The 24,902-nt window shown below is 32.8% G+C and carries 21 protein-coding genes; 10 read left to right on the forward strand and 11 right to left on the reverse strand.

What is annotated here, in order from left to right; translation table 11 throughout:
• Position 1: 1 nt before the first annotated feature.
• The 5 genes from VOI25_RS00620 to mraZ are packed head-to-tail and all read right to left on the reverse strand — an operon-like array spanning position 2 to position 5,134.
• Positions 2-1,465, reverse strand: a complete 1,464-nt coding sequence (locus tag VOI25_RS00620) for a UDP-N-acetylmuramoyl-L-alanyl-D-glutamate--2,6-diaminopimelate ligase (protein WP_323786945.1) — start codon at positions 1,463-1,465, stop codon at positions 2-4.
• Complete coding sequence (locus VOI25_RS00625) at positions 1,465-3,411, reverse strand: penicillin-binding protein (RefSeq protein WP_323787620.1); 1,947 nt, start codon at positions 3,409-3,411, stop codon at positions 1,465-1,467. Before VOI25_RS00625 ends, VOI25_RS00620 begins: the two co-directional genes overlap by 1 nt.
• A 58-nt stretch (positions 3,412-3,469) precedes the next feature.
• Complete coding sequence (locus VOI25_RS00630; protein ID WP_323786946.1) at positions 3,470-3,787, reverse strand: FtsL-like putative cell division protein; 318 nt, start codon at positions 3,785-3,787, stop codon at positions 3,470-3,472.
• Positions 3,784-4,680 carry a 16S rRNA (cytosine(1402)-N(4))-methyltransferase RsmH gene (rsmH, locus tag VOI25_RS00635; protein WP_323786948.1) on the reverse strand — a complete coding sequence of 299 codons (897 nt, stop codon included), beginning with the start codon at positions 4,678-4,680 and terminating at the stop codon, positions 3,784-3,786. The genes VOI25_RS00630 and rsmH overlap by 4 nt, the downstream gene beginning before the upstream one ends.
• Entirely contained in the window at positions 4,667-5,134 is a 468-nt protein-coding gene (mraZ, locus tag VOI25_RS00640) for a division/cell wall cluster transcriptional repressor MraZ (protein ID WP_323786949.1), read from the reverse strand. Before mraZ ends, rsmH begins: the two co-directional genes overlap by 14 nt.
• Before the next feature lie 296 nt (positions 5,135-5,430).
• Between mraZ and VOI25_RS00645 the strand changes: the two genes are divergently transcribed.
• From VOI25_RS00645 to VOI25_RS00655, 3 genes are read left to right on the forward strand one after another with little or no spacing between them, the layout of a single operon-like run.
• A complete protein-coding gene (locus VOI25_RS00645; RefSeq protein WP_323786950.1) occupies positions 5,431-6,195 on the forward strand; it encodes an alpha/beta hydrolase in 765 nt (254 codons plus the stop codon).
• 29 nt (positions 6,196-6,224) lie between these two features.
• Complete coding sequence (yihA, locus tag VOI25_RS00650) at positions 6,225-6,833, forward strand: ribosome biogenesis GTP-binding protein YihA/YsxC (RefSeq protein ID WP_323786951.1); 609 nt, start codon at positions 6,225-6,227, stop codon at positions 6,831-6,833.
• An 11-nt stretch (positions 6,834-6,844) separates the two neighbouring features.
• A complete protein-coding gene (locus tag VOI25_RS00655; protein WP_323786952.1) occupies positions 6,845-7,651 on the forward strand; it encodes a sulfotransferase in 807 nt (268 codons plus the stop codon).
• Here the strand turns inward: VOI25_RS00655 and VOI25_RS00660 are convergent.
• Positions 7,648-8,742, reverse strand: coding sequence for an ABC transporter permease (locus VOI25_RS00660; RefSeq protein ID WP_323786953.1), 1,095 nt, complete (start codon positions 8,740-8,742; stop codon positions 7,648-7,650). The two genes, VOI25_RS00655 and VOI25_RS00660, sit on opposite strands and share 4 nt — an antisense overlap.
• 1 nt (position 8,743) lies before the next feature.
• Entirely contained in the window at positions 8,744-10,885 is a 2,142-nt protein-coding gene (locus VOI25_RS00665; protein WP_323787621.1) for a carboxy terminal-processing peptidase, read from the reverse strand.
• A 217-nt stretch (positions 10,886-11,102) separates the two neighbouring features.
• Between VOI25_RS00665 and surE the strand changes: the two genes are divergently transcribed.
• The 5 genes from surE (at position 11,103) to VOI25_RS00690 (ending at position 16,021) form a co-directional block, all read left to right on the forward strand.
• Positions 11,103-11,879 carry a 5'/3'-nucleotidase SurE gene (gene surE, locus VOI25_RS00670; protein ID WP_323786954.1) on the forward strand — a complete coding sequence of 259 codons (777 nt, stop codon included), beginning with the start codon at positions 11,103-11,105 and terminating at the stop codon, positions 11,877-11,879.
• Positions 11,869-12,153, forward strand: coding sequence for a hypothetical protein (locus VOI25_RS00675; protein ID WP_323786956.1), 285 nt, complete (start codon positions 11,869-11,871; stop codon positions 12,151-12,153). Before surE ends, VOI25_RS00675 begins: the two co-directional genes overlap by 11 nt.
• 83 nt (positions 12,154-12,236) lie before the next feature.
• Positions 12,237-13,346, forward strand: coding sequence for a lipid-A-disaccharide synthase (gene lpxB / locus VOI25_RS00680; RefSeq protein WP_323786957.1), 1,110 nt, complete (start codon positions 12,237-12,239; stop codon positions 13,344-13,346).
• Between the two features lie 75 nt (positions 13,347-13,421).
• Complete coding sequence (locus VOI25_RS00685) at positions 13,422-13,943, forward strand: C40 family peptidase (protein WP_323786958.1); 522 nt, start codon at positions 13,422-13,424, stop codon at positions 13,941-13,943.
• 41 nt (positions 13,944-13,984) lie between these two features.
• The gene (locus VOI25_RS00690; RefSeq protein WP_323786959.1) at positions 13,985-16,021 is read left to right on the forward strand and encodes a ComEC/Rec2 family competence protein; all 2,037 of its coding nucleotides are present in this window, start codon (positions 13,985-13,987) and stop codon (positions 16,019-16,021) included.
• A 5-nt stretch (positions 16,022-16,026) separates the two neighbouring features.
• Here VOI25_RS00690 and VOI25_RS00695 read toward each other — a convergent pair whose 3' ends face one another.
• From VOI25_RS00695 to VOI25_RS00705, 3 genes are all read right to left on the reverse strand, one after another.
• The gene (locus tag VOI25_RS00695; protein ID WP_323786960.1) at positions 16,027-16,581 is read right to left on the reverse strand and encodes a thioredoxin family protein; all 555 of its coding nucleotides are present in this window, start codon (positions 16,579-16,581) and stop codon (positions 16,027-16,029) included.
• 86 nt (positions 16,582-16,667) lie between these two features.
• Positions 16,668-18,452 (reverse strand): peptide MFS transporter, encoded by a 1,785-nt coding sequence (locus VOI25_RS00700; RefSeq protein WP_323786961.1) that lies wholly within the window; start codon positions 18,450-18,452, stop codon positions 16,668-16,670.
• A gap of 67 nt (positions 18,453-18,519) precedes the next feature.
• Positions 18,520-20,076 carry an oligopeptide:H+ symporter gene (locus VOI25_RS00705; protein WP_323786962.1) on the reverse strand — a complete coding sequence of 519 codons (1,557 nt, stop codon included), beginning with the start codon at positions 20,074-20,076 and terminating at the stop codon, positions 18,520-18,522.
• Between the two features lie 200 nt (positions 20,077-20,276).
• On the opposite strand from VOI25_RS00705, the gene VOI25_RS00710 reads away from it, so the two are divergent.
• Entirely contained in the window at positions 20,277-21,584 is a 1,308-nt protein-coding gene (locus VOI25_RS00710; RefSeq protein WP_323786963.1) for a hydroxymethylglutaryl-CoA reductase, degradative, read from the forward strand.
• Complete coding sequence (locus VOI25_RS00715; RefSeq protein WP_323786964.1) at positions 21,584-22,531, forward strand: GYDIA family GHMP kinase; 948 nt, start codon at positions 21,584-21,586, stop codon at positions 22,529-22,531. Before VOI25_RS00710 ends, VOI25_RS00715 begins: the two co-directional genes overlap by 1 nt.
• 48 nt (positions 22,532-22,579) lie before the next feature.
• Here VOI25_RS00715 and VOI25_RS00720 read toward each other — a convergent pair whose 3' ends face one another.
• Positions 22,580-24,733, reverse strand: coding sequence for a SurA N-terminal domain-containing protein (locus tag VOI25_RS00720; RefSeq protein ID WP_323786965.1), 2,154 nt, complete (start codon positions 24,731-24,733; stop codon positions 22,580-22,582).
• Positions 24,734-24,902: the final 169 nt, after the last annotated feature.

Here is a 24,902-nt window from a genome sequence, read left to right on the forward strand (position 1 = left end):
ATTATTTCTGTAACTGCTTTAAAAATTCTTGTACTATTTGGAAATCATCAAAATCAAAACGTTCACCTTTAATTTCTTGATAAGTTTCATGACCTTTACCGGCTATTAAAATGATATCATTTGAGTTCGCCATCTGACAAGCTGTTTTTATGGCTTGTTTTCTATCTGTTATTGAAATTACTTTCTTAAAATTTTGGGGCTCAACGCCTTTTTCTATGTCTCCAATAATAGCTTCCGGAACTTCACTTCTAGGATTATCACTAGTAAAAATCACCTTATTACTTAAGGCTGAAGCAATGTGACCCATTTTTGGGCGCTTAGTTGTATCTCTATCACCTCCACAACCAACCACAGTTATCAATTCTTCGTTTTTTGTACGAATACTGTTAATGGTTTCCAATACATTTTTTAGTGCATCTGGTGTATGAGCGTAATCTACTATAGCTGTAATTTTCTCATCTGAAATTAGATATTGAAAACGACCACTTACACTTTCTAATTCACTAATTAGTCTTAATATTTCAACTTTTTCAAGACCTAACAATTCGGCGGTACCATAAATAGCTGCAACATTATATGCATTAAAATTTCCAATCAATTTTGTCCACAATTCACTGCCATTCAGTTTCAAAAGCAAGCCAGTTAATTCATTTTCTAGAACTTGTGCTTTATAATCTGCATAGGTTTTAAGAGCGTAGGTATATTTTTTTGCTTCTGTATTTTGCAACATTACCAAACCGTTTTTATCATCAATATTCACTAATGCAAAAGCCTGTTTTGGTAATTGATCAAAAAATGATTTTTTAACATCTCTATATTCAGCAAACGAATCATGGTAATCTAAATGATCATGAGATAAATTGGTATAGACACCTCCTTCAAATTGTAAGCCTTCAGAACGTTTTTGATGAATGCCATGTGAACTTACTTCCATGAAACAGAACTCAACACCAACGTCATTCATAAGTTTCAAATACCTATTAATGGTTAATGAATCTGGAGTGGTATGAGTTGCCCTGTATTCAGTATTATCAACCATAACCTTTACAGTAGATAATAAACCAACTTTATAACCTGCATTTTTAAACAGTTGATACAAGAGTGTTGTAATCGTAGTTTTCCCATTAGTTCCAGTGACACCAATTAATCTTAAATTACGCGATGGGTTTTCATAAAAATTAGACGCCATATACGCTAATGCACTACTTGTGTCCTCAACTTCTATGTAGGTAATTCCATTGTGCAATATTTCTGGAAGTGCTGCGCAAACTACAGCAATAGCACCTAGACTTATTGCTTTTTCGATATAATTATGACCATCAACTGCTGTTCCTTTTATAGCAACAAAGACGTCTCCATTTGAAACTGCTCGAGAATCAAAATGAATAGTATTAATATCAATACTTGTGCTTCCAACAACAGCATTGATAGTAACCTTGTATAATATGTCTTTTAATTCTGCCATTAAATAGCTAATACAATTACTTGATTAGGTTTTATCTTTTCACCTTTATTTATAGATTGATTTCTCACCACTCCAACGCCTTCTAGCTTCACTTTTAATCCCATATTTTCCAATAATGCCAATGCATCCATAGCTGGTAATCCAACAACATTTGGCATAATAGTTTTATAGGTGTTTGCGATATCGTAATAGGCTTCAAATGATTTTTCAACTTTAGTATTGACAATTTCTAGGGATTCTACCTCATCTGTCAAAGGTGTTTCCGTATAAATTTTTTGAGCAATCCTTTTAAAAACTGGACCAGTAACATCTGCTCCATAGTAACCAACTTTTGTACTTGGTTTATGTATTACAACAATGCAAGAATATTTAGGGTTGTCAGCTGGAAAATAACCTGCAAATGAAGACACGTATTTTCTATCCTTTCGCCATTCTTCATAATTACTGTAATCTGTTCTTGCTGTTCCCGTTTTACCTGCCATAGAAAAGTTTTCAGAATACATTTTAGAACCTGTTCCACGAATCACAATATTTTTTAAAATCTCACGTATTTCATTTAAGGTTTTATCTGAGCAAATCTTTTGATTTAGTACTTCTTTTTCAAAAACCTCTATCTCTCTATCAAACTCTTTTACTGCTTTTATAAATCTTGGCTTTACCATTTCGCCATTATTTGCAATAGCATTATAGAAGGTAAGGGTCTGCAAAGGTGTCATTCTAAGGTTATATCCATAGGCCATTGATGGCAAGGCATTACGACTCCAATTTTCCTTTCCTGGTTCAGCAATGTCTGGAATTCCTTCGCCTATAATTGATATCCCTAAAGGCTCATGAAGATTCCAACTTTTCAATCTATTAATGAATTTTTTAGGTTGCTTAGAATAAGCTTCATCTATTATGGTAGCCAAACCGATATTTGATGATACTTCTAAAGCACGAGCCGCAGAAATTTCACCGTGACCACGTGAATCGCTGATTGTTCTGCCATAGAAACGTTTAGTTCCTTGATACGTATTTACAATAGTAGATGTATCAATAACTTTATCTTCTAATGCGGCCATAAACGCCATGACTTTAAACGTAGAACCTGGCTCATGGCTTTCACCAACAGCATAATTTAATCGTTCATAGTAATTGCCGTTTTTGTTTCTCCCAAGATTTGATATCGCTTTAATCTCACCAGTTTCTACATCCATAACAACTGCACAACCATGTTCTGCTTCATAAAGTTCTAATTGGCCTAACAAAGAATGGTGTGCAATATCCTGAATATTAACATCAATCGTTGTATAGACGTCATAACCATCTTTTGGGTCTACTTGATTATAATCTACAATAGGTTTCCATTGACCATTACCAATTTTTTGTTTCAATCGCGAACCATTAACTCCTCTTAAATATTTCATACCAAAAGCGCCATCAATTCCTGCCCTTGTTACATTTTTATCTTCATCAATTCGTTCATAACCAATAGTACGTTCGGCAATTCCTCCCATTGGATGCTCACGCCTAGTAGTTTGCTCAACGATAAGACCTCCTTTAATCGCACCAAGTTCAAGCATTGGAAAATTTCGTAATCTAATGTAATCGGAATAGCTAATATTTCGAGCCAATAGAAAATATCTATTCTTATTAGATCTAGCTTTATGTATTGAATTTTGATGATAGCTAGAAGATTTTCCAGTGTATTTTGCTAATGAATCAGATAATGATTTAATGTATTTATTAAACGTTTCCTGTTTTGGCTGAATAGCATCTAACCTGATATCGTATTTGGGAATAGAAGTGGCTAGCAAACTACCATCAGCAGAATATACATTTCCTCTATTAGCAGGAATTTCATGATTTTTTACTGTACGTTCTTCGGCTAGTGCCCTGTAATCATCACCTTGTACAAATTGAATGGTACACAACTTAAAAACTACAGCCAGAGCGAAGACAAACATACATCCAGCTATGAAATACAATCTGTTTAATATGTTAGTTTCGGTTGTTGCCACAGTTTCAATTTTGTGATTTTACTATTATTTTTATTGGTGGGTTTTCTGAAATTTCAATCCCCTTTTTTTTCATTTCTTTTTCTATATGAGACTCTTTTTTCATTCTCATTAGTTTTCCTCGTCCGTCAACAAATGCTGACCTTAGTTCTTTAACTTCATTTTTTAGTCGTGCAATCTCATATACTTTTTGATCAGCTGTATGTGAGCTAGCAATCATTATTATAGCCAAGAATGAAATAAAAATGATAATTTTCCAGTTTTTAAAGGAATCATCACTTACTAAAAATTTACCTCTTAATATGCTGTAAATATTTTTTTTCATAATTTTTCAGCAATACGAAGCTTTGCGCTTCTTGCTCTATTATTTATAGCTATCTCCTCTTTGGAGGGAACAATTAAATTGCCCACTTTTTTTAGTGGCACTTCAAAGTTCCCAAAGACATCTCTTTCAGGCTCTCCTTCAAACATGCCATTTCTTATAAATCGTTTTACTAATCTATCTTCAAGTGAATGGTATGAGATTAAACTTAATCGTCCGCCTTTCACCAAAATTTCTGGTGTTTGTATCAAAAACTCTTTTAAAGCTTCAATCTCTTGATTCACTTCTATTCTAATCGCCTGATAAATCTGAGCCAGTACTTTATTTTCTTTTTTATGATTTAAAAACCGTTTTAGAACCCCTTTTAATTGTTCGCTCGTTTTTATTTCCTCATTTTTTCGTTCTTCAACAATTACTTTGGCCATTGCTGGTGCTTGACGTAATTCTCCGTATTGAAACAAAACTTGCCTTATTTGCTCTTCTTCATATTCATTTACAACGTGATAAGCAGAAATGGTATCATCTTGATTCATTCTCATATCCAAATCAGCTTCAAAACGCGTTGAAAACCCTCGTTCTGCAACATCAAACTGATGAGAAGACACTCCAAAATCGGCTAAAACCCCATCAACTTCTTTTGCACCATAAAATCTTAAAAATCGTCTTACATATCTGAAATTCTCATTTATCAATGTGAATCGATCATCATCAATTGTATTTAAAAGAGCATCTTTATCTTGATCAAAGGCAAACAACTTCCCGTTTGGTCCTAATCGATTTAATATTTCTCTACTGTGACCTCCACCTCCAAAGGTTACATCAACATAAATTCCATCAGGTTTAATATTCAAACCATCAACGGTTTCTTTTAGCAAAACTGGGTTATGATATTCCATCGTCATCATCTTGTCCCATCACTTCTTCAGCTAAATCAGCAAAGTCACCAGTAGCATCATCAATTGCCTTTTCGTACTTTTCCTTGTCCCAAATTTCAATAATGTTAATTGCAGAAGACACTACAATTTCTTTGGCAATGCCAGAAAAAGCCACTAAATCTTTTGGAATCAATAATCGACCAGCTGCATCAACTTCAACCATTTTTAAACCAGCAGTAAAACGACGTATGAAATCGTTATTCTTCTTTTTAAAACGGTTGAGTTTATTAACTTTTTGCATCAACATTTCCCATTCACTCATTGGATAGAGTTCTAAACACGGCTGAAAGACAGCGCGTTTCAAAACAAATCCATTTTGCAAAACTGGAAGCAACTGCTTTTTTATTGCAGCAGGAAGCATGAGCCTTCCTTTGGCATCCACCTTACATTCATAAGTTCCTATTAATGGGTTCAAAATGATTGATTTACTATGAGTAACGATTAAGATTCAAATATATTGAAAATTATCCCACATTTTACCACTCTACTCCACTTTTGTTGATAAATTTTCGATGATCTGCGATTTTTCAGCTGATTTACCGCCAGATTTGGGTGCTAAAAATTTAAAAATCAGACTGCTAAAAAATAATAACATCATCCCAAAAGCATTGTTAACATCTCATTCGTATTCATTTATGTTCGATAGAAATATTATCGGGAAGTTTTAATTGAAATACCTATATTTGTTTTTGATCAAATGACCTATAATTAATGGCGCATCGTTTAAAGAAGGAAAAGGAATTCAGTTACATTGAAGTTGGAGAAGGCACTCCAATTATTGTATTACATGGACTCATGGGTGGACTAAGTAATTTCGATGCCGTTACCACATTTTTTAGTAAAAAAGGCTACAAGGTTCTTATACCTGAATTACCTATCTATTCGATGTCTCTATTAAAAACAAACGTAAAGAGTTTTGCAAAATACCTTCATGATTTTATAAAATTTAAAGGCTTTGATGAGGTTATTTTGTTAGGGAATTCTTTGGGAGGACATATTGGTCTCTATCACACAAAGTTATATCCTGCGAAAGTTAAAGCATTAATTATTACTGGAAGTTCTGGTTTATACGAAAGCGCAATGGGTGGCGGTTACACAAAGCGTGGTGACTATGAGGTGATTAAGAAAAAAGCACAAGAGGTTTTTTATGATCCTGAAGTGGCAACAAAAGCCATCGTTGATGAAGTTTACGAAACAGTAAATGACAGAAATAAACTTATAAAAACACTTGCTATAGCAAAAAGCGCCATAAGACATAATATGGCAAAAGATTTGCCGAAAATGACTTTACCTGTTGGCATAATTTGGGGCAAAAATGACACAGTAACTCCACCTGAAGTTGCAATAGAATTCAACGAACTTTTACCAAATTCAGACTTGTTTTGGATTGATAAATGTGGTCATGCTGCAATGATGGAGCACCCAAATCAATTTAATGAAATATTGCACTCTTGGCTTAAAGAACGTAATTTCTAATACAATCGCTGTCGCGAAAAATTTTTGTTATGCTTATTAAAACTGCTGAATTCGTATTGAGTAATTCTGATGTAGACAAATGTCCGAAGGATCATCTACCCGAATATGCATTCATTGGAAGAAGTAATGTTGGAAAATCTTCATTAATAAACATGCTGACCAACCATAAAAATCTTGCAAAAACTTCGGGAAGACCAGGGAAAACACAACTTATAAACCACTTTTTAATCAACAAAAATTGGTTTTTGGTAGATTTACCAGGTTATGGTTATGCAAAAGTTTCAAAATCTGCGAAGCGAAAATTTCAGAAATTTATTACCAATTACTTCGAAAAAAGAACGCAGTTAGTTTCGGCGTTTGTTTTGGTAGACATAAGGCATGAGCCTCAAAAAATTGATTTAGAATTTATGGAATACTTAGGCATAAGTGAAATTCCGTTTTCTATTATTTTTACCAAAGCAGATAAGTTAAAACCTAAAGCCATTGAACGTCAAGTAGAAGACTATTGTCAAGAACTTTTAAAAAGTTGGGAAGAATTACCTCCTCATTTTGTAACTTCTTCATCAAAAGCCATTGGCCGTGATGAGGTGCTTCAATTTATAGATGACACAAATCATCAGATTAACTCAATGCGATAAATATCTCTAAAGTGATTGTAGATTTTTTACTTATTGGAGCAGCAAAATCAGCAACTACTAGCTTAAGCAATGGATTATCTCAACATCCCGACATTTGTTTTAGCGACCCCAAAGAACCACAATTTTTTAGTGACCCAAATTGGAGAGACAACTTAGAACATTACCATTCATTATTTAAAAAAAAATCTGCTAAATTATATGGTGATGGCTCTACAAATTATTCCAAATACCCACATTACAATAAGAATATTCATCAAGATATTTTTGAATACAATCCAAAAATGAAAATCATTTATATGATGAGACACCCAATAGATCGTATTGTATCTCACTATATACATGCTTATAATCGAGGCCATGAAACTATTGATGACATGAATGAAGTCTTAACCAGGAACCAACATTATTTGGATACTGCTCGATACGCCATGCAAATTGAACCGTATATAAATCGATTTGGAATAGACCAAATTCAATTGTTGTTTTTTGAAGATTTTATTTCAAACCCTCAAGATGTTTTAGATTCTACTTTTAAGTTTTTAGGCCTTAAGAGTACAACTATTAGTGCAAAAGTTTTGGACTCAAACAAAAGTTTCAATAGAAGAGTTTTACATCATAAATATGACCAGCCAAGAACTGTAATTGAAAAGATACGAAAGGTCGGATTTATTATTAAAAACTATTTTAATGGTGATTTTATAAATCAAAAACCAAAATTATCATCTAAAACTAGAGCATATATTATAGATAATGTTAAAGACGATATTCATTACATAGAAAAATTAACAGGAAGAAATTTATCTCATTGGTTAAACTAAGTTTTTACGTCTAATGCATCTCTTAGCGCATTACCAATCAACATAAACGCCATTACTAAAAGCATGATGCACAATCCTGGTATTAAGGCCAAATAAGGCTTTCCTAAAATGATATAATTATAATGATCCTTTATCATTGCTCCCCAACTTGACATTGGAGGTTGTGCACCAATACCTAAAAAACTAAGACCACTTTCTATAAGTATTGCTGCCGCAAAATTTGCTGCGGAAATCACAATAATTGGTGCCATTATATTAGGTAAAATATGCTTAGTTATTATTCTATAATCATTAAAACCTAGTGCTCTTGCAGCAGTCACATATTGCATTTCTTTAGCACTAATAATTTGCCCTCTAACAACTCTAGCCACTTCTACCCACATTGTTAATCCAACTGCAATAAACACCTGCCAAAATCCTTTACCTAAAGCTAGAGTAATAGCAATTACCAATAGTAAAGTAGGAATCGACCATGTTACGTTTATAATCCACATAATAATGGCATCGACTTTACCTCCATAATATCCTGCAACACTTCCCATTAAAATTCCTATAACTAAAGAAATAAAAACAGCGATAAAGCCAATAAAGAAAGAAATACGAGAACCAACTAAAACACGACTCAGTAAATCTCTTCCGTATTTATCAGTTCCAAAAATGAAGGTCTTTTGTTTTATATAACTTAAGTAATCGTTGTTTGGAAAACGGCTTATGTCAATTGATTTCTCAACACCAGTTAGTCCATCGGAAGCATATTCTGTATAAACTAAATTTTGATCATCAATTTTATATTCTGATATAGGTATTTCGGTATCTGTTTTAAGTTTTCCGAAGAATAGTTTGGACATGAAAGACTGTTGAATATCTAATTCTGAAGGCAAACTTAACAGAGTCACTTTAAATCCAGGCGATTTTGAATGTATTGACAAATGCATTTGATTAGCATTTTGCGAATCGTCTGGTGCAATTGTATATGCGAAAATGGAAATAAGTCCGATACTTACAATGAGCCAAAAACTTAAAACGCCCCAAAAGTTTTTTTTAAACTTTTGAAGCGCTAATTTGGTTAATGAGCCACTAGGATTACTCATATTAATTTTTTACTGTAGTCGCAACTTTTGATTTAATGCCGTATGTCATTTTCAAATCATTTAAAACATTAAGTGCTTCTTCAATATAAACATCTTTGCTTAAATTAGTATGCCAACGTTCGCGTTTCTCTTTCAAAACAGAATCTTGCTCCATTAACTTTAACTCTTGAGTTAAAGATTCAAACGTTAAGTTCGTTTGGTAATTAGAAAGCTCTTCAAATCGTTTCGCTTCCTTTTCACTTAATTCAAGTGAAGCTTTATAATCTTTATAATTTAGTGAAAACAAATTCTGATCTCTTATCTGTTTTACCCATTTAGCATTTTCATCAATTAAATTTAATTGTTCACTATTTGCCATTCGTTCTTTACTCTTTGCTATAGTTGCATCATAATCAAAATAGCTGTCCCAAACATCATATTGAGCAGCTTCAATTTTACTCCATGGCAAAGGATTTTCCTGATTCTTTTCACCTATATCAATATAACTTAATCGATTTGGAATAACAACGTCACTTTTTACACCTTCTAATTGATTAGAACCTCCATTAATTCTATAGAATTTTTGAATAGTCAACTTTAATGCACCTACATCACCACTTGTACTATTTCTAACCATTGGGTTAAGATCTACGACAGTTTGAACCGTTCCCTTTCCAAAAGTATGATCACTACCAATTATGATTGCTCTTTTATAGTCTTGCATTGCAGCTGCCAAAATTTCAGAAGCAGATGCAGAATACTCATTTACCAAAATCACTAATGGTCCATCCCAAACTATAGATCTATCTCTATCCATTAAGACTTCTTTTGGTTCTCCAATTGTTTTGACTTGAACAACAGGACCGTCTTTTATGAAAAATCCAGCCATATCCACAACAGTTTGTAATGAACCTCCACCATTATATCTTAAATCAAGAACAAGACCTTCAATGCCTTCGGCTTTTAATCTTTCTAATTCAATCTTCACATCTGAAGCCGCATTACGATTATTAACATCATTAAAATCGACATAAAATTTTGGCAAATCTATAATCCCGTATTTTTTCCCATCTTTAATAACTGTAGAAGATTTAGCATAGGTTTCGCCTATCTCTACTATATCTCTTGTAATAGTTATATCTTTAACTGTACCATCTACTTTTTTTACAGTAAGTGTGACATCCGTTCCTTTAGGTCCTTTAATAAACTTCACGGCATCACTTATATTCATTCCAATAATATTAAGTGGTTCTTCTTCGTCTTCTTGCCTTACTTTTAAGATTTGATCTCCTGCGTCAAGCTCCTTTTGCCTCCATGCTGGTCCACCTGCAATAACTTCAGTTATAGTAATTATGTCAATCTTTTTTTCAAGTCTAGCACCAATACCTTCAAATTTACCAGATATATCAGCATCGAAACGCTCTCTATCTTCAGGTTCATAATATGCGGTATGTGGATCGTATTGACGTGCAATAACATTTACATAAACCGAAAGTAAATTTTCTCTTTCTCTGTCTTGCACATAACCATATAGCTCATCTAAATATTTCAGTGTAATATCTCTGGCTTCTGCTTCCAACTCAACAAGTGACTTTTTGGCTACATCTGAATCAGTGTTGGCTTCAATATCTCTTTCCTTTTGAGTAATTAAATCGTCATAATTAGCAATAGTGGAAAATTTAAGCTGTTTTGCCCAGCGTTCTTTTAATTCTTTTTTCGAATTAACATAGTCCAATTCCTTGTACTTTGTAGAATATTCTTCATCTAAGGAAAAGTCAAAAGGACTGCTTAATACCTCTTTATATATTTCTTTTGATTCAGCTATTCTTTGAACATAACGATCATAAGTTAGGTTAAAAAAAGCAACGTCATACGCCTTAATTTGGTCATCTAAATCTGTTTTAAATTTCTCAAACTCCTTAATATCAGACGCGTAAAAATAGCGCTTCATAGGATCTAGTTGGTCTAAATAATCATCAAATACCTCTTTTGAAAAATCATCGTCAACGTCTTGAGGATTAAAATGTGTTTGATCTAGTAGGTATGTAACTAATTGAATAATTAACTTATCCTTATCTGGATCTTCAAATTTTTTAGATGTAAAGCTGCAAGAAGCAAATGCCAAAAGCAACACCAAAAGCAATAGTTTATAATTTCTTTGCATAATATTTTTCATAATTCATTTTTCATGTCATTCACTGCTATAGTTAGACTTTTAATCTATCTGTATAAGCGATGCCATAGAATTTATAATTTCTACTAAAGTAAAAGAAAAAATCATGCCAATAAAGTCAAGTGCTACTAATTTTTTGTTAAACCTCTATTTATAGGAATTTCAAGCGTGTTTGTGTACTTTTGTAGGTGTCTAAAAAAATAAATACATGTCAAAAAAGCCTCTTATTTTAGTGACTAATGATGATGGTATTACTGCACCAGGCATAAGGACTTTAATTGAAGTCATGACTTCAATTGGTGATGTTGTAGTTGTAGCACCTGATAGTCCACAAAGTGGAATGGGTCATGCCATCACTATTAATTCAACATTGCAGGTTGAAAAAGTAACCATAGATGATGGCTCACAATTGGAATATAGCTGTTCTGGAACGCCTGCAGATTGTGTAAAACTTGGAGTTAAACAACTTTTAGACAGACGACCTGATTTATGTGTGTCTGGAATTAATCATGGTTCAAATTCCTCTATTAATGTTATATATTCAGGTACAATGAGTGCTGCTATTGAAGCTGGGGTTGAAGGCATACCTGCAATAGGGTTTTCACTTTGTGATTATAATTGGAGTGCGAATTTTGACGCTTGTAAAACTTATGTAAAAACTATAACCGAAAATGTATTAAAACAGGGTTTAGATAGTGGCACTGTGCTTAATGTAAACATTCCTAATCTAGATAAAAAGGACATAAAAGGTATCAAAATCTGTCGTCAAGCCAAAGCCAATTGGGAAGAAGAATTTGACAAGCGTACTAATCCGCAAGGAAGAGAATACTATTGGTTAACAGGTAAATTTGTTAATCTAGATCATGGAGAAGATACAGACGAATGGGCTTTAGCTAATGGCTATGTTGCGGTCGTGCCTATTCAATTTGACTTAACTGCTCATCATAGCATTCAACAACTAAATACTTGGGAATTTGAAACATAAAGACATAATCATAGGAATTATTATTGGCCTAATTGCAAGTGCTATCGGATTAACATTATCCCTATTATTCTTTGGGACTGGAGAATCAATCAAAGACTCTTTAAGAATTGCCCTTGCCCAAGGTGTGTTTACTAAATTGGTTAGTATTGGAGCGCTTTTAAATCTAGGTGCTTTCTTTCTATTTATAAATACAAACAAAGAATCAAAAGCAAAAGGCGTCCTTATTGCTACCATTATTGTAGCTTTAATAACCATAATAATTCGATATACATAATTGAGAGCCAATAATTGGCATTAACAAAACAATACTCTGTAATAATATTTTTTATAATCACTTATTAGATTATTTTTAAATACATGAAATACTATATCATAGCTGGCGAAGCCTCTGGAGACCTACATGGTTCCAATTTGATGAAAGCATTACAACATCAAGATGTTAATGCTGAATTTAGATTTTGGGGAGGCGACCTTATGCAAGCTGTTGGTGGTACATTAGTAACCCATTACAAAGACCGATCGTTTATGGGCTTTGCTGAAGTCATTTTCAACCTTCGGAAGATTTTAGGATTAATAAGTTTTTGTAAAAATGATATTGAAAGTTATAAGCCTGATGTTATCATTTTTATTGACAACTCTGGATTCAATCTTCGAATTGCGAAATGGGCAAAAGAGAAGAATTATAAAACTCAGTATTATATTTCTCCACAAGTTTGGGCATCTAGAGCTGGTCGTGTAGAAAAAATAAAACGTGATGTTGATGCCATGTATGTTATCCTTCCTTTTGAAAAGGAATTTTATGCCAAATACGATTATGACGTCCATTTTGTTGGTCATCCATTAATTGATGCCATATCTAATCGGCAACAGGTTGATGAAAAAACGTTCAGGAAAGACTATAACCTTAGCGACAAACCCATTATCGCACTATTACCTGGAAGTAGAAAACAAGAAATCACAAAAATGCTCGGCGTTATGTTGAGTTTGGTCGATGATTTCAATGGTTATCAATTTGTAATTGCTGGAGCACCAAGTCAGGAATACAGTTTTTACAAACCATTTATTAAACAAGACAATGTTGCTTTTATTTCGAATAAAACTTATGATTTATTAAGTGTTTCGCATGCCGCTTTGGTAACCTCAGGAACAGCAACTTTAGAAACCGCTTTATTTAAAGTTCCACAAGTTGTTTGTTATAAAGCAAATAATATTTCTTATCAAATCGCAAAGCGAATTATTACATTAAAATATATCTCACTTGTAAACTTAATAATGGATCGCGAGGTGGTTACCGAATTAATTCAAGGTGATTTAAACAAAAAGCGACTCAAAAAAGAACTGAGAAATATCCTTGAGGATACCGAACGTATCAGATTGTTCATAGATTACTATGATTTAGAAAAAAAATTAGGTGGTAAAGGAGCTAGTGACAAAGCTGCAACATTGATTTATAACAGTTGTAAATAACATTGTTAAAAACGTAAATCAAATCTTCTGTCCTAATTAAATCAATTATCTATTTTTAGATTTTAATTGCAGTCTATGAAAAAAATCCTCCTTCTCCTTTTATTATGTATCAGTTTTGGCAGTTGTAATTCTTCCAAAGGCATAACAACTAAAAAGTCTAAAACAACAAAAGTCAGGACTAAAAAAACAAACAACACGAATTCTGCACCATCCAAAACCATTGAAAGCATTATTGATTATGCTCAAACTTTTAAAGGCACTAGATACAAATATGGAGGCACAACTAAACGTGGTATGGATTGCTCTGGATTAGTAGTAACCGCATTTCAAAAAGAAAATATTAGCTTACCGAGAACAACTTCAGACTTAAAAAATACAGGAGATTGGATTGATGTTAAAAAAGTCAAAGAAGGTGATTTGCTATTCTTTGCCACAAAAAAGAATAGTAGAAAAGTAAATCATGTTGGTATAGTTACTAAAAGCAGACCTGGTTACGTTGAGTTTATTCATTCTACAACAAGCAAAGGTGTAATTACTTCTAATTTATCTGAACGCTATTGGTACTCAGCTTATGTGCAAGCAAGACGTGTAATGTAGATTATTTTCTCTAAATATAGTTTATTTACTATATTTAGAGTGTGAAGTCACTCAATTTTATTATTATTAAGTTAACGTTTTGCCTAACAGTTGGCATTATACTTTCCCATTTATTCTATACAAAACTAATCTATGCATTTTACTTTACAATTGGATTGCTGTTTGTTTTATTCATAGCACATCGTATTGCTAGTTGGAATTTAAATAAAACCATTTGGTTTGGGTTGGTCGCTTATATTCTGATGGTTGCTCTGGGCTTATTAAGTTACAATACCCATCAGCACAAAAATTTCCCTGCACATTACAGTAACAATAAAAATGTTGATATAACTGTCTCAAATGATATCACATTCAGAATAAAAGAACGTCTTAAATCAACTAGATATCACCATAAATATAGTGTTGAATTACAGAACATAAATGAGACGCATGTACAAGGAAAAATGCTATTAAACATTCAAAAAGAAGACAGGAGTTCTAAACAATATAATGTAGATGACATCTTACTCATCCATTCAGAATTTCAAGAGATTAGAAGTCCGTTAAATCCAAATCAGTTTAATTATAAAGCCTATTTAGAAAAGCAGTATATCTATCATCAATTGTTTATTGAAGAGCATTCCATCTTTGAAATTCAATCTGAAAGCCGAAGTGTTTTAGGTTATGCTGATGATTTAAGGCAAACCATCAATACCAAATTGAACAATTTCAATTTTAAGCCTGAAGAATTGGCCATTATTAACGCACTCATTCTTGGTCAACGCCAAGATATGGATCGCGATATGTATACAGATTATGCTAATGCTGGTGCAATTCATATACTCGCAGTTTCGGGTTTACATGTTGGCATCATACTTATGATGCTGAATTTTGTTTTAAAACCACTAGAATACTTAAAAAGAGGCAAGACGTTCAAGGTTATTATCATTCTAATTTTACTTTGGAGTTTTGCTGTTATTGCTGGATTATCAGCTTCAGTAACTAGAGCGGTAACCATGTTTAGTATTGTTGCTATCGCAATGCATTTAAATCGGCCAACAAACATTTACAACACCTTATCAATTTCAATATTTATACTGTTATTAGTCAAACCTATGTTTTTGTTTGATGTTGGTTTTCAAATGAGTTATTTAGCAGTATTTGCTATTGTTTCAATTCAACCATTGATATACAAACTATGGTCTCCTCAATGGAAAATAATAGACTATTTCTGGCAAATTTTTACAGTTACTATTGCTGCTCAATTAGGAGTTGGACCAATAAGTTTGTTTTACTTTCATCAATTTCCAAGTTTGTTTTTTATTTCAAATCTGGCGATTATTCCATTTTTAGGATTGATTTTAGGCCTTGGGATTCTGGTCATTATTTTGTCAATTTTGAATGTACTACCAGAACTATTAGCTAATGCTTATGGAAGTCTAATAGGTGCAATGAACTATGTTGTATTGTGGGTTTCTAACCAAGAAGAATTTCTAATTAAGGACATTTCTTTTGAGGCTAAACATCTGTTTTCAACCTATCTCTTATTATTAGCTTCAATTTTAGTTTATCGAAAAATAAATTTTAACAGAATAGCATTTCTCTTAATTTCAATTGTGGTTTTGCAAGGCACAATAATTTACACAAAAAAGAGTAATACTTCTGAAGCCTTTATCATATTTCATAAAAGCAGGTATAGTGTCTTGGGAAAAAAGAAAAACACCAATTTAAAAATATATCACAACTTAGATAAAACAAGTTTAAAAAGAGAGCAGCTTATTAGTGATTATAAAGTTGGTAATTTTATAAAGTCAGTCAGATATGATTCTATCTATAATGTATATAAAACATCTCATAAAACACTTTTAGTAATTGATAGCTTAGGTGTTTATAAGGTAAGTTTCAAACCCGATTATATTCTGCTAAGAAACTCGCCAAAATTAAATCTAAAACGTGTTATAGACTCTTTAAAACCAGAATTGATTATTGCAGATGGCAGCAATTATAAATCTTATGTTAAACGATGGAAAGCAACCTGCTTAAAAGAAAAACTCCCTTTTCATCAAACTTATGAAAAGGGAGCGTTTATTATAAAGTAATTTATTTATTGTTGAAACTGAGGTTTAAAAGCCTCATAATACGCATTAAAATCTTCTTGACTTGTCATAGATACATAGTCATCACCTAAAAATAATTTTAAATATAATTCAAGTTGCTGTGGTTTTTGGTAACCTCTAATTGGTGAAATTACCTTAGCATCCACATCAAAGAACACTACAGTAGGATAGGCGCTAACTTTTAAATAACGAGTTAAATCGTGCACTCCGTTTCTTCTATTCTTCAATTCTGCTTTATAGTTTGGATTACTAAACGTTTTTCCATCGTAATTAACAGTTGAATCCCCTTCAGCATCAAATTTAACAGCGTAGTAATTTTTGTTTACAAATTCCACTACATCTTTATTATGGAACGTATTTTTATCTAACATTTTACATGGACCACACCAATTTGTGTAGACGTCCATCATAATTTTCTTTGGATTTTTCTTTTGAAGTTCTAAAGCTTCCTCAAAAGTTACCCAGTTAATTTCATTGACCTGAGCAAAACTACTAACCGAGGTTAATAGCGCTAAAACGAATATGTAAGTTATTTTTTTCATGATTAATGTGTTGCAATTTCTGTTCCGAACTTACAAAAAATGCTCCAAAAGAGGAGCATTTTGCGTTTATTTTAACGATTTACTCGTTATTTGACACCATGCATTAACTTTTTAAGCACTGGATTTAACAACATTGAAATCACACCTACACCTATTGGAACCAATGTAAATATTAAGAAAAATGTACTTAGAGAATATTGTTCTGTGATTTTATCAATCATTCCTCCCATATTTCCAGCAGCTTTCTGACCTATTGCAATCGCCAGGTACCAAATACCAAACATAAATCCTATCATTCGTCCAGGAACTAGTTTACTTAAATATGATAAACCAACTGGTGAAATACATAATTCTCCCATAGTATGTAATAAATACGCTAGGATTAAGAAAATCATACTCACAGAAGCTGTTTTAGCACCTTGAGGAATTCCCATTGTTCCAAATACAAGTATTCCAAACCCAAGTCCTAAAAGCATAAGTCCAAATCCGTATTTCATTCCAACACTAGGATTGTATTTACTTTCCCACCATTTAGAAAATAAAGGCGCCAAAGTAATAATGAAAAATGAATTTAAGATTCCGAACCAAGAAGCACCTACTTCGGTAGCATCTTTGCTAAATTCATTCATGATTTTATAACCAACTACAAACCAAAGAAATACAAAAGTTAGGGCTAAAACAATATTTGAAGCAGCTATTTTAGAAAAGGTCTTTTTAAATAATAAAAACAGCACCCAAGTAATAATTGCTAAAGGAACAATTGTTAGTATTGTATCAATCACCTTAAAAATCATTGCAGATGAACCTGTAAGTAATCGATCAGTATAATCTCTTGCAAACAATGTCATTGAGCCAAGCGACTGTTCAAATGCTGCGAAGAAAAAGACTGTAAAGATTCCAAAAATAGACACGGCAATAATCTTATCTCTAACCACTTTTGAATATCTACCTATTCTAGTTATTATTAGATATAAGAACAAGATTAAAGCCAAAAGAATAGTCACATTTGAACCATCTAAACCAGCAATATTAAAGTTCAAAATATTAACATTACCAATCTTAGACATAGGATCATTAAACAAATACAATAAACCTCCAATTGAAGACAGAAGAATTAAAACTTTATCTACCATTGTAAACGGGTTAAGTTTTTCTGGAGCATCAGTTGTGTCATGATCTCGTGGACTTTCTTCATTAATATTTTGAGGCAGTTCAACTTCGTGAATTTTAGAAGGCTTTTCACCAATCTGACCAAATAAATCTTTAGCTAACCAAAACTGAATAAGACCACCAAGCATAAAAATACCTGCAAGACCAAATCCATAACTCCAACCAATATTTTCTGCTAAGTAACCACAAAGCATCATTCCGAAGAAAGCACCAGCATTAACTCCCATGTAATAAATGGTATAAGCTCCATCTTTTTTAGATTCCTTTCCTTTATACATTTCAGAAATCATTGAGGTCATATTAGGCTTAAAAAAACCAGTACCAATTACTAAAAGGGCCAAACCTAAGTATAAAGACCAGGTGGTTTCAAAAACCATGGCTAAATGTCCAAGCATCATAATAAAGCAACCAATAATTACAGCCCATTTATAACCTGTAATTTTATCAGCTAACCAACCACCAACAATTGGTGTTAGATATAGTAAAGAAGAATACGTACCTATTAATGCTAATGCATTTTCCCGAGACCATTCCCAACCAGGATTATCACTTAAAAAAGGAGCAGTTAAGAATAGTACTAAAAGGATTTTCATTCCGTAGAATGAGAAACGTTCCCACATTTCAGTAAAGAAAATTACAAATAGTCCAGCTGGATGCCCAATGACCTTGTCTTTAAATAGATTTTCGATATCAGTATTCATAAAAAGAAAGTTTAGTTATAAGAAGAAAACCCTCAAATAGAGGGTTTAATTAGTGTTTTATGTTTTTTTAATTGTCTGCTAATTCAAATCCTTCAGCTTCATCAGTATGCATCATTCGTTCATTATCTTCAGCACCATGAGTTAACCGTTTTAAAGGTTTTAGTATTAAAATAAATAAAGAACCAATTACAACGGTAAATACTAAAATACCCAAAAAGATAGTGTATTCTCCAAATTCAGAAGCAGATTCTCCTACAATACCAGCAACTTTACTTCCTAAACCAGTTGCAGCAAAATATACACCCATCATTAATGACGCATATTTAACAGGAGTCAATTTTGTTATGAATGACAGTGCTACTGGAGACAAACATAATTCTCCAATTGTATGAAATAAATAAGCTAAGACTAACCAAATCATACTTGATGTTCCAGACTTCTCAAATTCCATAGCCGCAAATACCATAAAAAGGAATCCGAATCCCATAATAATGATACCTAATGCCATTTTAAAAAGTGAAGATGCCTCTTTGCCTTTTAATTTTCGTTTAGCCCAAATAGAAGCTACTACTGTGGCAAACAAGATTATAAACCCAGCATTTAAACTTTGAAACATAACCGTTGGTATTTCCCAACCAAACAATACTCTATCAATCTTAGATTCTGTGTACAAATTCATCAATCCACCAGCTTGCTCGAAAGCTCCCCAAAAAACAATTACCATAATAAATGATAATAGCAATACCATAAATCGATCTTTAAAAACTTGAGTATCTAATTCTTTATAAATCATCATTAATAAAGAAATTACTGCGGTAAGAAACACAAATAAAAGTCCGTAACCCCAACCTAAATTATACCATCCAAAAGCAGAAATCAATAATAATATTCCTGCGAATACTAATTGAGTGGGCGAACTAAATAGTTTTCCGTAAAGTTTTCCGTAAGAGATTTCGTTTGGATCATCTTTTTTTGGTGGTTCAAAATTTCCAACTTGTGTCAAATATTTTTGACCAGCAACATAATTGATTAAACCCAAAAGCATCACAATACCTGCTAATCCGAAACCAGCGTGCCATCCCCATTCAGCAACTACTAATCCTACAATCATAGTAGCAAGTAAAGAGCCTAAATTAATTCCAATATAAAAAATACTGAATCCTTTATCTCGACGTATGTCACCTTCCTTGTATAAACCTCCTACCATTGTAGAAATATTAGGTTTTAGAAGTCCAACTCCAAGAATTACAAGTCCTAAACCTGTATAAAAAGCCCAAATGTCGGTTAAAACCAAGACACCATGACCAAGACAAAGTATAATAGCTCCGAATAAAACTGCTTTCTTTTGACCTATCAATTTATCTGCAATCATTCCTCCAGGAATTGACATCACGTATACCAACATTGTATACCAACCATAAAGGGCCAAAGCTTCTTTACTTGTCCATCCTAATCCTGCACCTCGATCATCTCCGATAGTTTGTGTGGTCATGTATAACACTAGAAGTGCTCGCATACCATAGTAGGAAAAACGTTCCCACATTTCTGTTAAAAATAAAATGTACAAACCTATTGGTTGTCCGAAAAGCTCTTTTTGATGAGGTTTCAATGCAGTAGTTGACATAAAAAAATTAGTGTTAGTTAGTGTTTTTCACAATTATTGACAAAGCATCAAGAATCATGCTATTTTTTGATAAAAATATGTCAAGTTTACTAAAAATTACTCAAAAAACACTAACTATTAACAGTTAAATGTGCAATTGTAGCAACTGTAAAGGGAATTACATACAAGAATAGTATCTTTGTATCCTTAAATTCAAGTAAATGCATAAAACTATTACTGGCTTTTCTAAATTGTCGAAATCCAAAAAAATTGATTGGATCGTAGACACCTATTTTTCAAATAACGCTAATGCTAAAACCATTTTAAAACAATATTGGAATAGCGATAGTAAACTTCAACAACTGCATGATGAATTTATAGAAAATACAATTACCAATTATTATCTTCCTTTTGGTGTAGCTCCAAATTTCTTAATTAACGGACAAACCTATACAATACCAATGGCAATTGAAGAAAGTTCGGTCGTTGCTGCAGCAAGCAAAGCTGCGAAATTTTGGTTTGATCGTGGTGGATTTAAAACTGAAGTGATTTCAACGACGAAAATTGGTCAAGTTCACTTTACTTATGATGGTAATTCTGAAGTTTTAGAGTCATTTTTCAATGGAATAAAATCTAAATTCTATGAAGATACGTCGTCTATCACTAATAGTATGGTGAAACGTGGAGGAGGTATTTTAGATATCGAACTCAAAAACAAAACTGAAAGTCTAGATAATTACTATCAATTGCATGCCTCGTTTGAAACCATGGATGCCATGGGAGCAAATTTTATAAATAGTTGCTTAGAACAATTTGCAACAACATTAAAGACAGAGGCACAGACTAAATTGCAAGGCAATATTAATGTTGTGATGAGTATTCTGTCCAATTATGTCCCAAATTGTTTAGTACGAGCTGAAGTAAGTTGCAAGGTTGAAGATTTAACTGAAAACCCAAACATATCACCTGAAGCATTCGCAGAAAAATTCATTCAAGCAGTTAAGATTGCAGAAGTTGAACCATATAGAGCAGTTACTCACAATAAAGGCATTATGAATGGCATAGATGCCGTTGTTTTAGCAACAGGTAATGACTTTAGAGCCGTTGAAGCTGGAGTTCACGCCTATGCTTCAAGAAAGGGAACTTACAGTAGTTTAACACATGCTGAACTGAATAATGGGTTGTTCAAATTCTGGATGGAAATTCCTTTAGCTCTTGGCACTGTTGGTGGTTTAACAAGTTTGCATCCTTTGGTGAAATTGGCTTTAGAAATGCTAGGTAAACCTTCAGCTAAAGAACTTATGCAAATTGTTGCTGTTGCTGGTTTAGCTCAAAACTTTGCTGCTTTACGATCGTTAACAACCACTGGGATACAAGAAGGTCATATGAAAATGCATCTCATGAATATTTTAAATCAGTTTGAGGCCACTTCAGAAGAAAAAAAGATTCTAGTATCACATTTTAAAACAAATGCTGTTTCGCATAGCGCAGTAGTAGACACCATTAATAAGTTAAGAGCCAACAACTAGTGAAACGATATTATAGCCATGGAAAATTGCTCCTCACAGGAGAATACGTCGTTCTTGATGGCGCTATATCATTGGCTATTCCTACTAAATTTGGACAAGATCTTTTGGTTAAGCCTATTGAAGATTCTAAACTCTTATGGAAAAGTTTTGACGAAAACAACGTGGTTTGGTTTGAAGCAACATTTTTAATTAAAAATAATGAGATTCTGAAACCAGTTCAGGATAACGATTCTATTTCTAATCGATTGCTACAAATTTTAAACGCTGCCAAACAACTTAATCCTGAGTTTTTACATGGAAATCAAGGGTTTGACATTAACACCCAACTTGAGTTTCCAAAAAATTGGGGTTTAGGCACCTCTTCTACTTTAGTCCACAATATTTCAAAATGGGCTAAAATCAATCCGTATACGTTACTTGATTTAACTTTTGGAGGTAGTGGTTATGATATTGCTTGTGCTGAAGCTAAAGGACCTATTACTTATAAGAAGATCCTGAATCAAGTTCAGGATGACAACAAACAGGATAACAAAAAAAGAGAAATCAAAATCGTTAGTTTTAATCCTTCATTTAAAAGTCACTTGTATTTTGTTCACTTAAATCAAAAACAAAATAGTAGAGAAGGTATATCTCAATATAGAGCTAATACTTCCGATTTAAGAAATGATATTGAACAAATTAATCGAATTACACATAACATGATTGGATGTGATTCGTTGGAACACTTTCAAGAATTAATAGATGGCCATGAACAAATTATTTCTAAAATCATAAAACAAAAACCCATCAAGGAGCAACTTTTTAAGGACTTTAATGGCAGCATTAAAAGTCTCGGAGCTTGGGGAGGCGATTTTGTTTTAGCCGCTTCAGACTATAATCCTAAGCAGTACTTTAAAGACAAAGGTTTTTTAACCGTTATTGCCTATGATGACATGATTTTAAACTAAAAAAGCTCCACATAACGTGAAGCTTTTTTATATTTTAAATGACAAAGTCTAGAAAAACTTAGCTCTATTATCTTCAATATCTGCCGTTTCTTTTAAAGCTTCATACACTTTGGTTTGCGCTGCGCCAGTTCTTGCAGTACTTAAACGATTTGCAATTGCTTGGTAATTGTCTAATGATGTAGCCTCGTTAATTTTAGTAACTTGAACAACATAAACACCTTTATTTCCAATAATCGGTTTAGAAACGCCACCTTCTTCCAATCCGAAAGCAGCACCAACAACTTTAGGTTCTGCACCAGCTCCAGATAAGGTTGGGTTTTTCATATTTACAGCAGTTGCTGTGTTTGTAGCTTTATTTTGATTTTTAGCAATCTCAGCAACTGTAGTTCCTGTGATACCTTCTATAATCATTGCCGCTTTTTTACCATTTCTTATTTCAGTAAGTACTGTTGCAGAAGCGCTCTCAGCATCCATTAATCCTTTTTTAGTCGCTTTTACAACTTGAACTACAGCATAACCTCCACTAGGAATAGAGAAACGTTTATAATCTCCTACCTTTGTTCCATCTTCAAAAGCCCAACGAACAATTGCTCTTTGGCTCCCTAAACCTGGAATGTTTTCATCAAGTACCTTAATACCATTAACTGGTTTAGTAGTTAATTCACGTGCCTTTGCAGCATCTTCATAAGATTCCTTTTGCAATGCTAATTCAAACTTAGAAGCTTCAGTAAATGTTGCATCAATAGTTTTTTCAGATGGCTCAATAGCACGTGCTATTGTCGCAACTTTAATTGCTCTTGATTTATTCTTTTGATCTAAGATTTCAATAATATGGAAACCAAATACAGTTTGAACTACACCTATATCACCTATGTTATTTTGAAATTCAAAATCGCTAAATGGCTTTACCATTTGAGTGATTGGGTGAAAATCATACTCACCACCATTCTCAACACTTCCTTTATCTGAAGAGAACTCAGTTACTAATTCAGGGAATTTTGAAGGGTTAGCTGTCACAACTGTTTTTATACTATCTGCTAATGCTCTTGCATCTTCAATGGTTGCTGTAACGTCTGGTTGAGCACTTTGAGCTCCAAGGTGAGGCACTAAAATATGTCTTACTTTAACTGAATCTGGCAATTGTGTTTCGGCAACTACTTTAGATAATTTGTAGAATCCGTTATCTTTATAAGGACCGTAAATCCCACCAACCTTAGTATTATAAATTGTATCTGCAGCTACTGTTGGTAATTGAGATTTAGTTAAAAATGTATCGCTATACGAAACATCTGAATTAGAATTTACAAAATTTTCTACATCTGTTGTATTTCTAAAACCAATAATAGTATCTGTATTTTTTGTAGATTCATTAAATAAAGCTTGATTATCTAATAACTTTAATAAATCAGCTTTTAGGTTGTCTTCATCTTCAATACTAGCAACTTCTTTAAATTCAACAAAACTAATATCTCTGGTTGCATCAACTTTATATTGGTCTTTATGCTGACCAATGTATTTAGTAATATCTGCTTTAGACACTTCTACCAAGCTATCTGCAATAGATGTAAAAGGTATTTGAACATAACTTAAATCTCTCGTTGCATTTTCTAACATATAGTCAACTTCAGCTTCTCCTAAAGTAGCATTTACACCAGCCTTAACCATAGCGTAATACGCTCTTTCTTGAGCTCCTAATGCTATATTGTTTTCTGTACTAACCCATTGTTCATAGTTAATTTGAAATGTACTCAATGGCGCACTTTGTCCGTTAAGAGCTTTTAGGTTATTTACAAACTCAGTTAGTTTATTTTCATCAAAAACACCAGCTTCATTTTGAAATTCAGGATAACTTGAAAAACTTTGTTTAAGTAAATCTTTCATTTGATCTTGTTCAACACTTAAACCTAGGTTATCGAATTGAGATGCCATAATTGCTTTTCTCACTTCTTGATCATAAACTCTAGACATTGCTTGAGTTGATGTAGAATTTGGACCTAACTGATTTTGCATTTGCTCAACTCTGTTCATAAAGTCAGTTCTATTAATGTTTGTACCATTTACGGTAGCAACTACATCTTGAGAACCTCCAAAAAGCGCATCACTGTTTCTAAACAAATCGGTAAGTACAAATGAGAACAATGCTAGTGCAATGATTAGAATCAAAAACAAAGAACGTTGTCTAATTTTATTTAAAACTGCCATTTTATGTATATTTTATCAAATAATAAGTGGGCGAAAATACCATTTTCTATTAAATAATAAAAGGAGAATTATGTTTTTATTACTTAAATATCAAGGTATGTGCAAGACTTTGGATGAGTGTCGGGTTTTATCGGTTAAATACTGGAGACACCTTATAATTTTTCAAACT

Source organism: Psychroserpens sp. (assembly GCF_034670085.1).
Classification (GTDB): Bacteria; Bacteroidota; Bacteroidia; order Flavobacteriales; family Flavobacteriaceae; genus Psychroserpens.

Bases quoted from the DNA above. Each gene is read 5' to 3' on its own strand.
- VOI25_RS00620 (WP_323786945.1), bottom strand. From the start codon at position 1,465: ATGGCAGAATTAAAAGACATATTATACAAGGTTACTATCAATGCTGTT.
- VOI25_RS00625 (WP_323787620.1), bottom strand. From the start codon at position 3,411: ATGTTTGTCTTCGCTCTGGCTGTAGTTTTTAAGTTGTGTACCATTCAA.
- VOI25_RS00630 (WP_323786946.1), bottom strand. From the start codon at position 3,787: ATGAAAAAAAATATTTACAGCATATTAAGAGGTAAATTTTTAGTAAGT.
- rsmH (WP_323786948.1), bottom strand. From the start codon at position 4,680: ATGGAATATCATAACCCAGTTTTGCTAAAAGAAACCGTTGATGGTTTG.
- VOI25_RS00645 (WP_323786950.1), top strand. From the start codon at position 5,431: ATGGCGCATCGTTTAAAGAAGGAAAAGGAATTCAGTTACATTGAAGTT.
- yihA (WP_323786951.1), top strand. From the start codon at position 6,225: ATGCTTATTAAAACTGCTGAATTCGTATTGAGTAATTCTGATGTAGAC.
- VOI25_RS00660 (WP_323786953.1), bottom strand. From the start codon at position 8,742: ATGAGTAATCCTAGTGGCTCATTAACCAAATTAGCGCTTCAAAAGTTT.
- VOI25_RS00665 (WP_323787621.1), bottom strand. From the start codon at position 10,885: ATGCAAAGAAATTATAAACTATTGCTTTTGGTGTTGCTTTTGGCATTT.
- surE (WP_323786954.1), top strand. From the start codon at position 11,103: ATGTCAAAAAAGCCTCTTATTTTAGTGACTAATGATGATGGTATTACT.
- lpxB (WP_323786957.1), top strand. From the start codon at position 12,237: ATGAAATACTATATCATAGCTGGCGAAGCCTCTGGAGACCTACATGGT.
- VOI25_RS00685 (WP_323786958.1), top strand. From the start codon at position 13,422: ATGAAAAAAATCCTCCTTCTCCTTTTATTATGTATCAGTTTTGGCAGT.
- VOI25_RS00695 (WP_323786960.1), bottom strand. From the start codon at position 16,581: ATGAAAAAAATAACTTACATATTCGTTTTAGCGCTATTAACCTCGGTT.
- VOI25_RS00700 (WP_323786961.1), bottom strand. From the start codon at position 18,452: ATGAATACTGATATCGAAAATCTATTTAAAGACAAGGTCATTGGGCAT.
- VOI25_RS00705 (WP_323786962.1), bottom strand. From the start codon at position 20,076: ATGTCAACTACTGCATTGAAACCTCATCAAAAAGAGCTTTTCGGACAA.
- VOI25_RS00710 (WP_323786963.1), top strand. From the start codon at position 20,277: ATGCATAAAACTATTACTGGCTTTTCTAAATTGTCGAAATCCAAAAAA.
- VOI25_RS00720 (WP_323786965.1), bottom strand. From the start codon at position 24,733: ATGGCAGTTTTAAATAAAATTAGACAACGTTCTTTGTTTTTGATTCTA.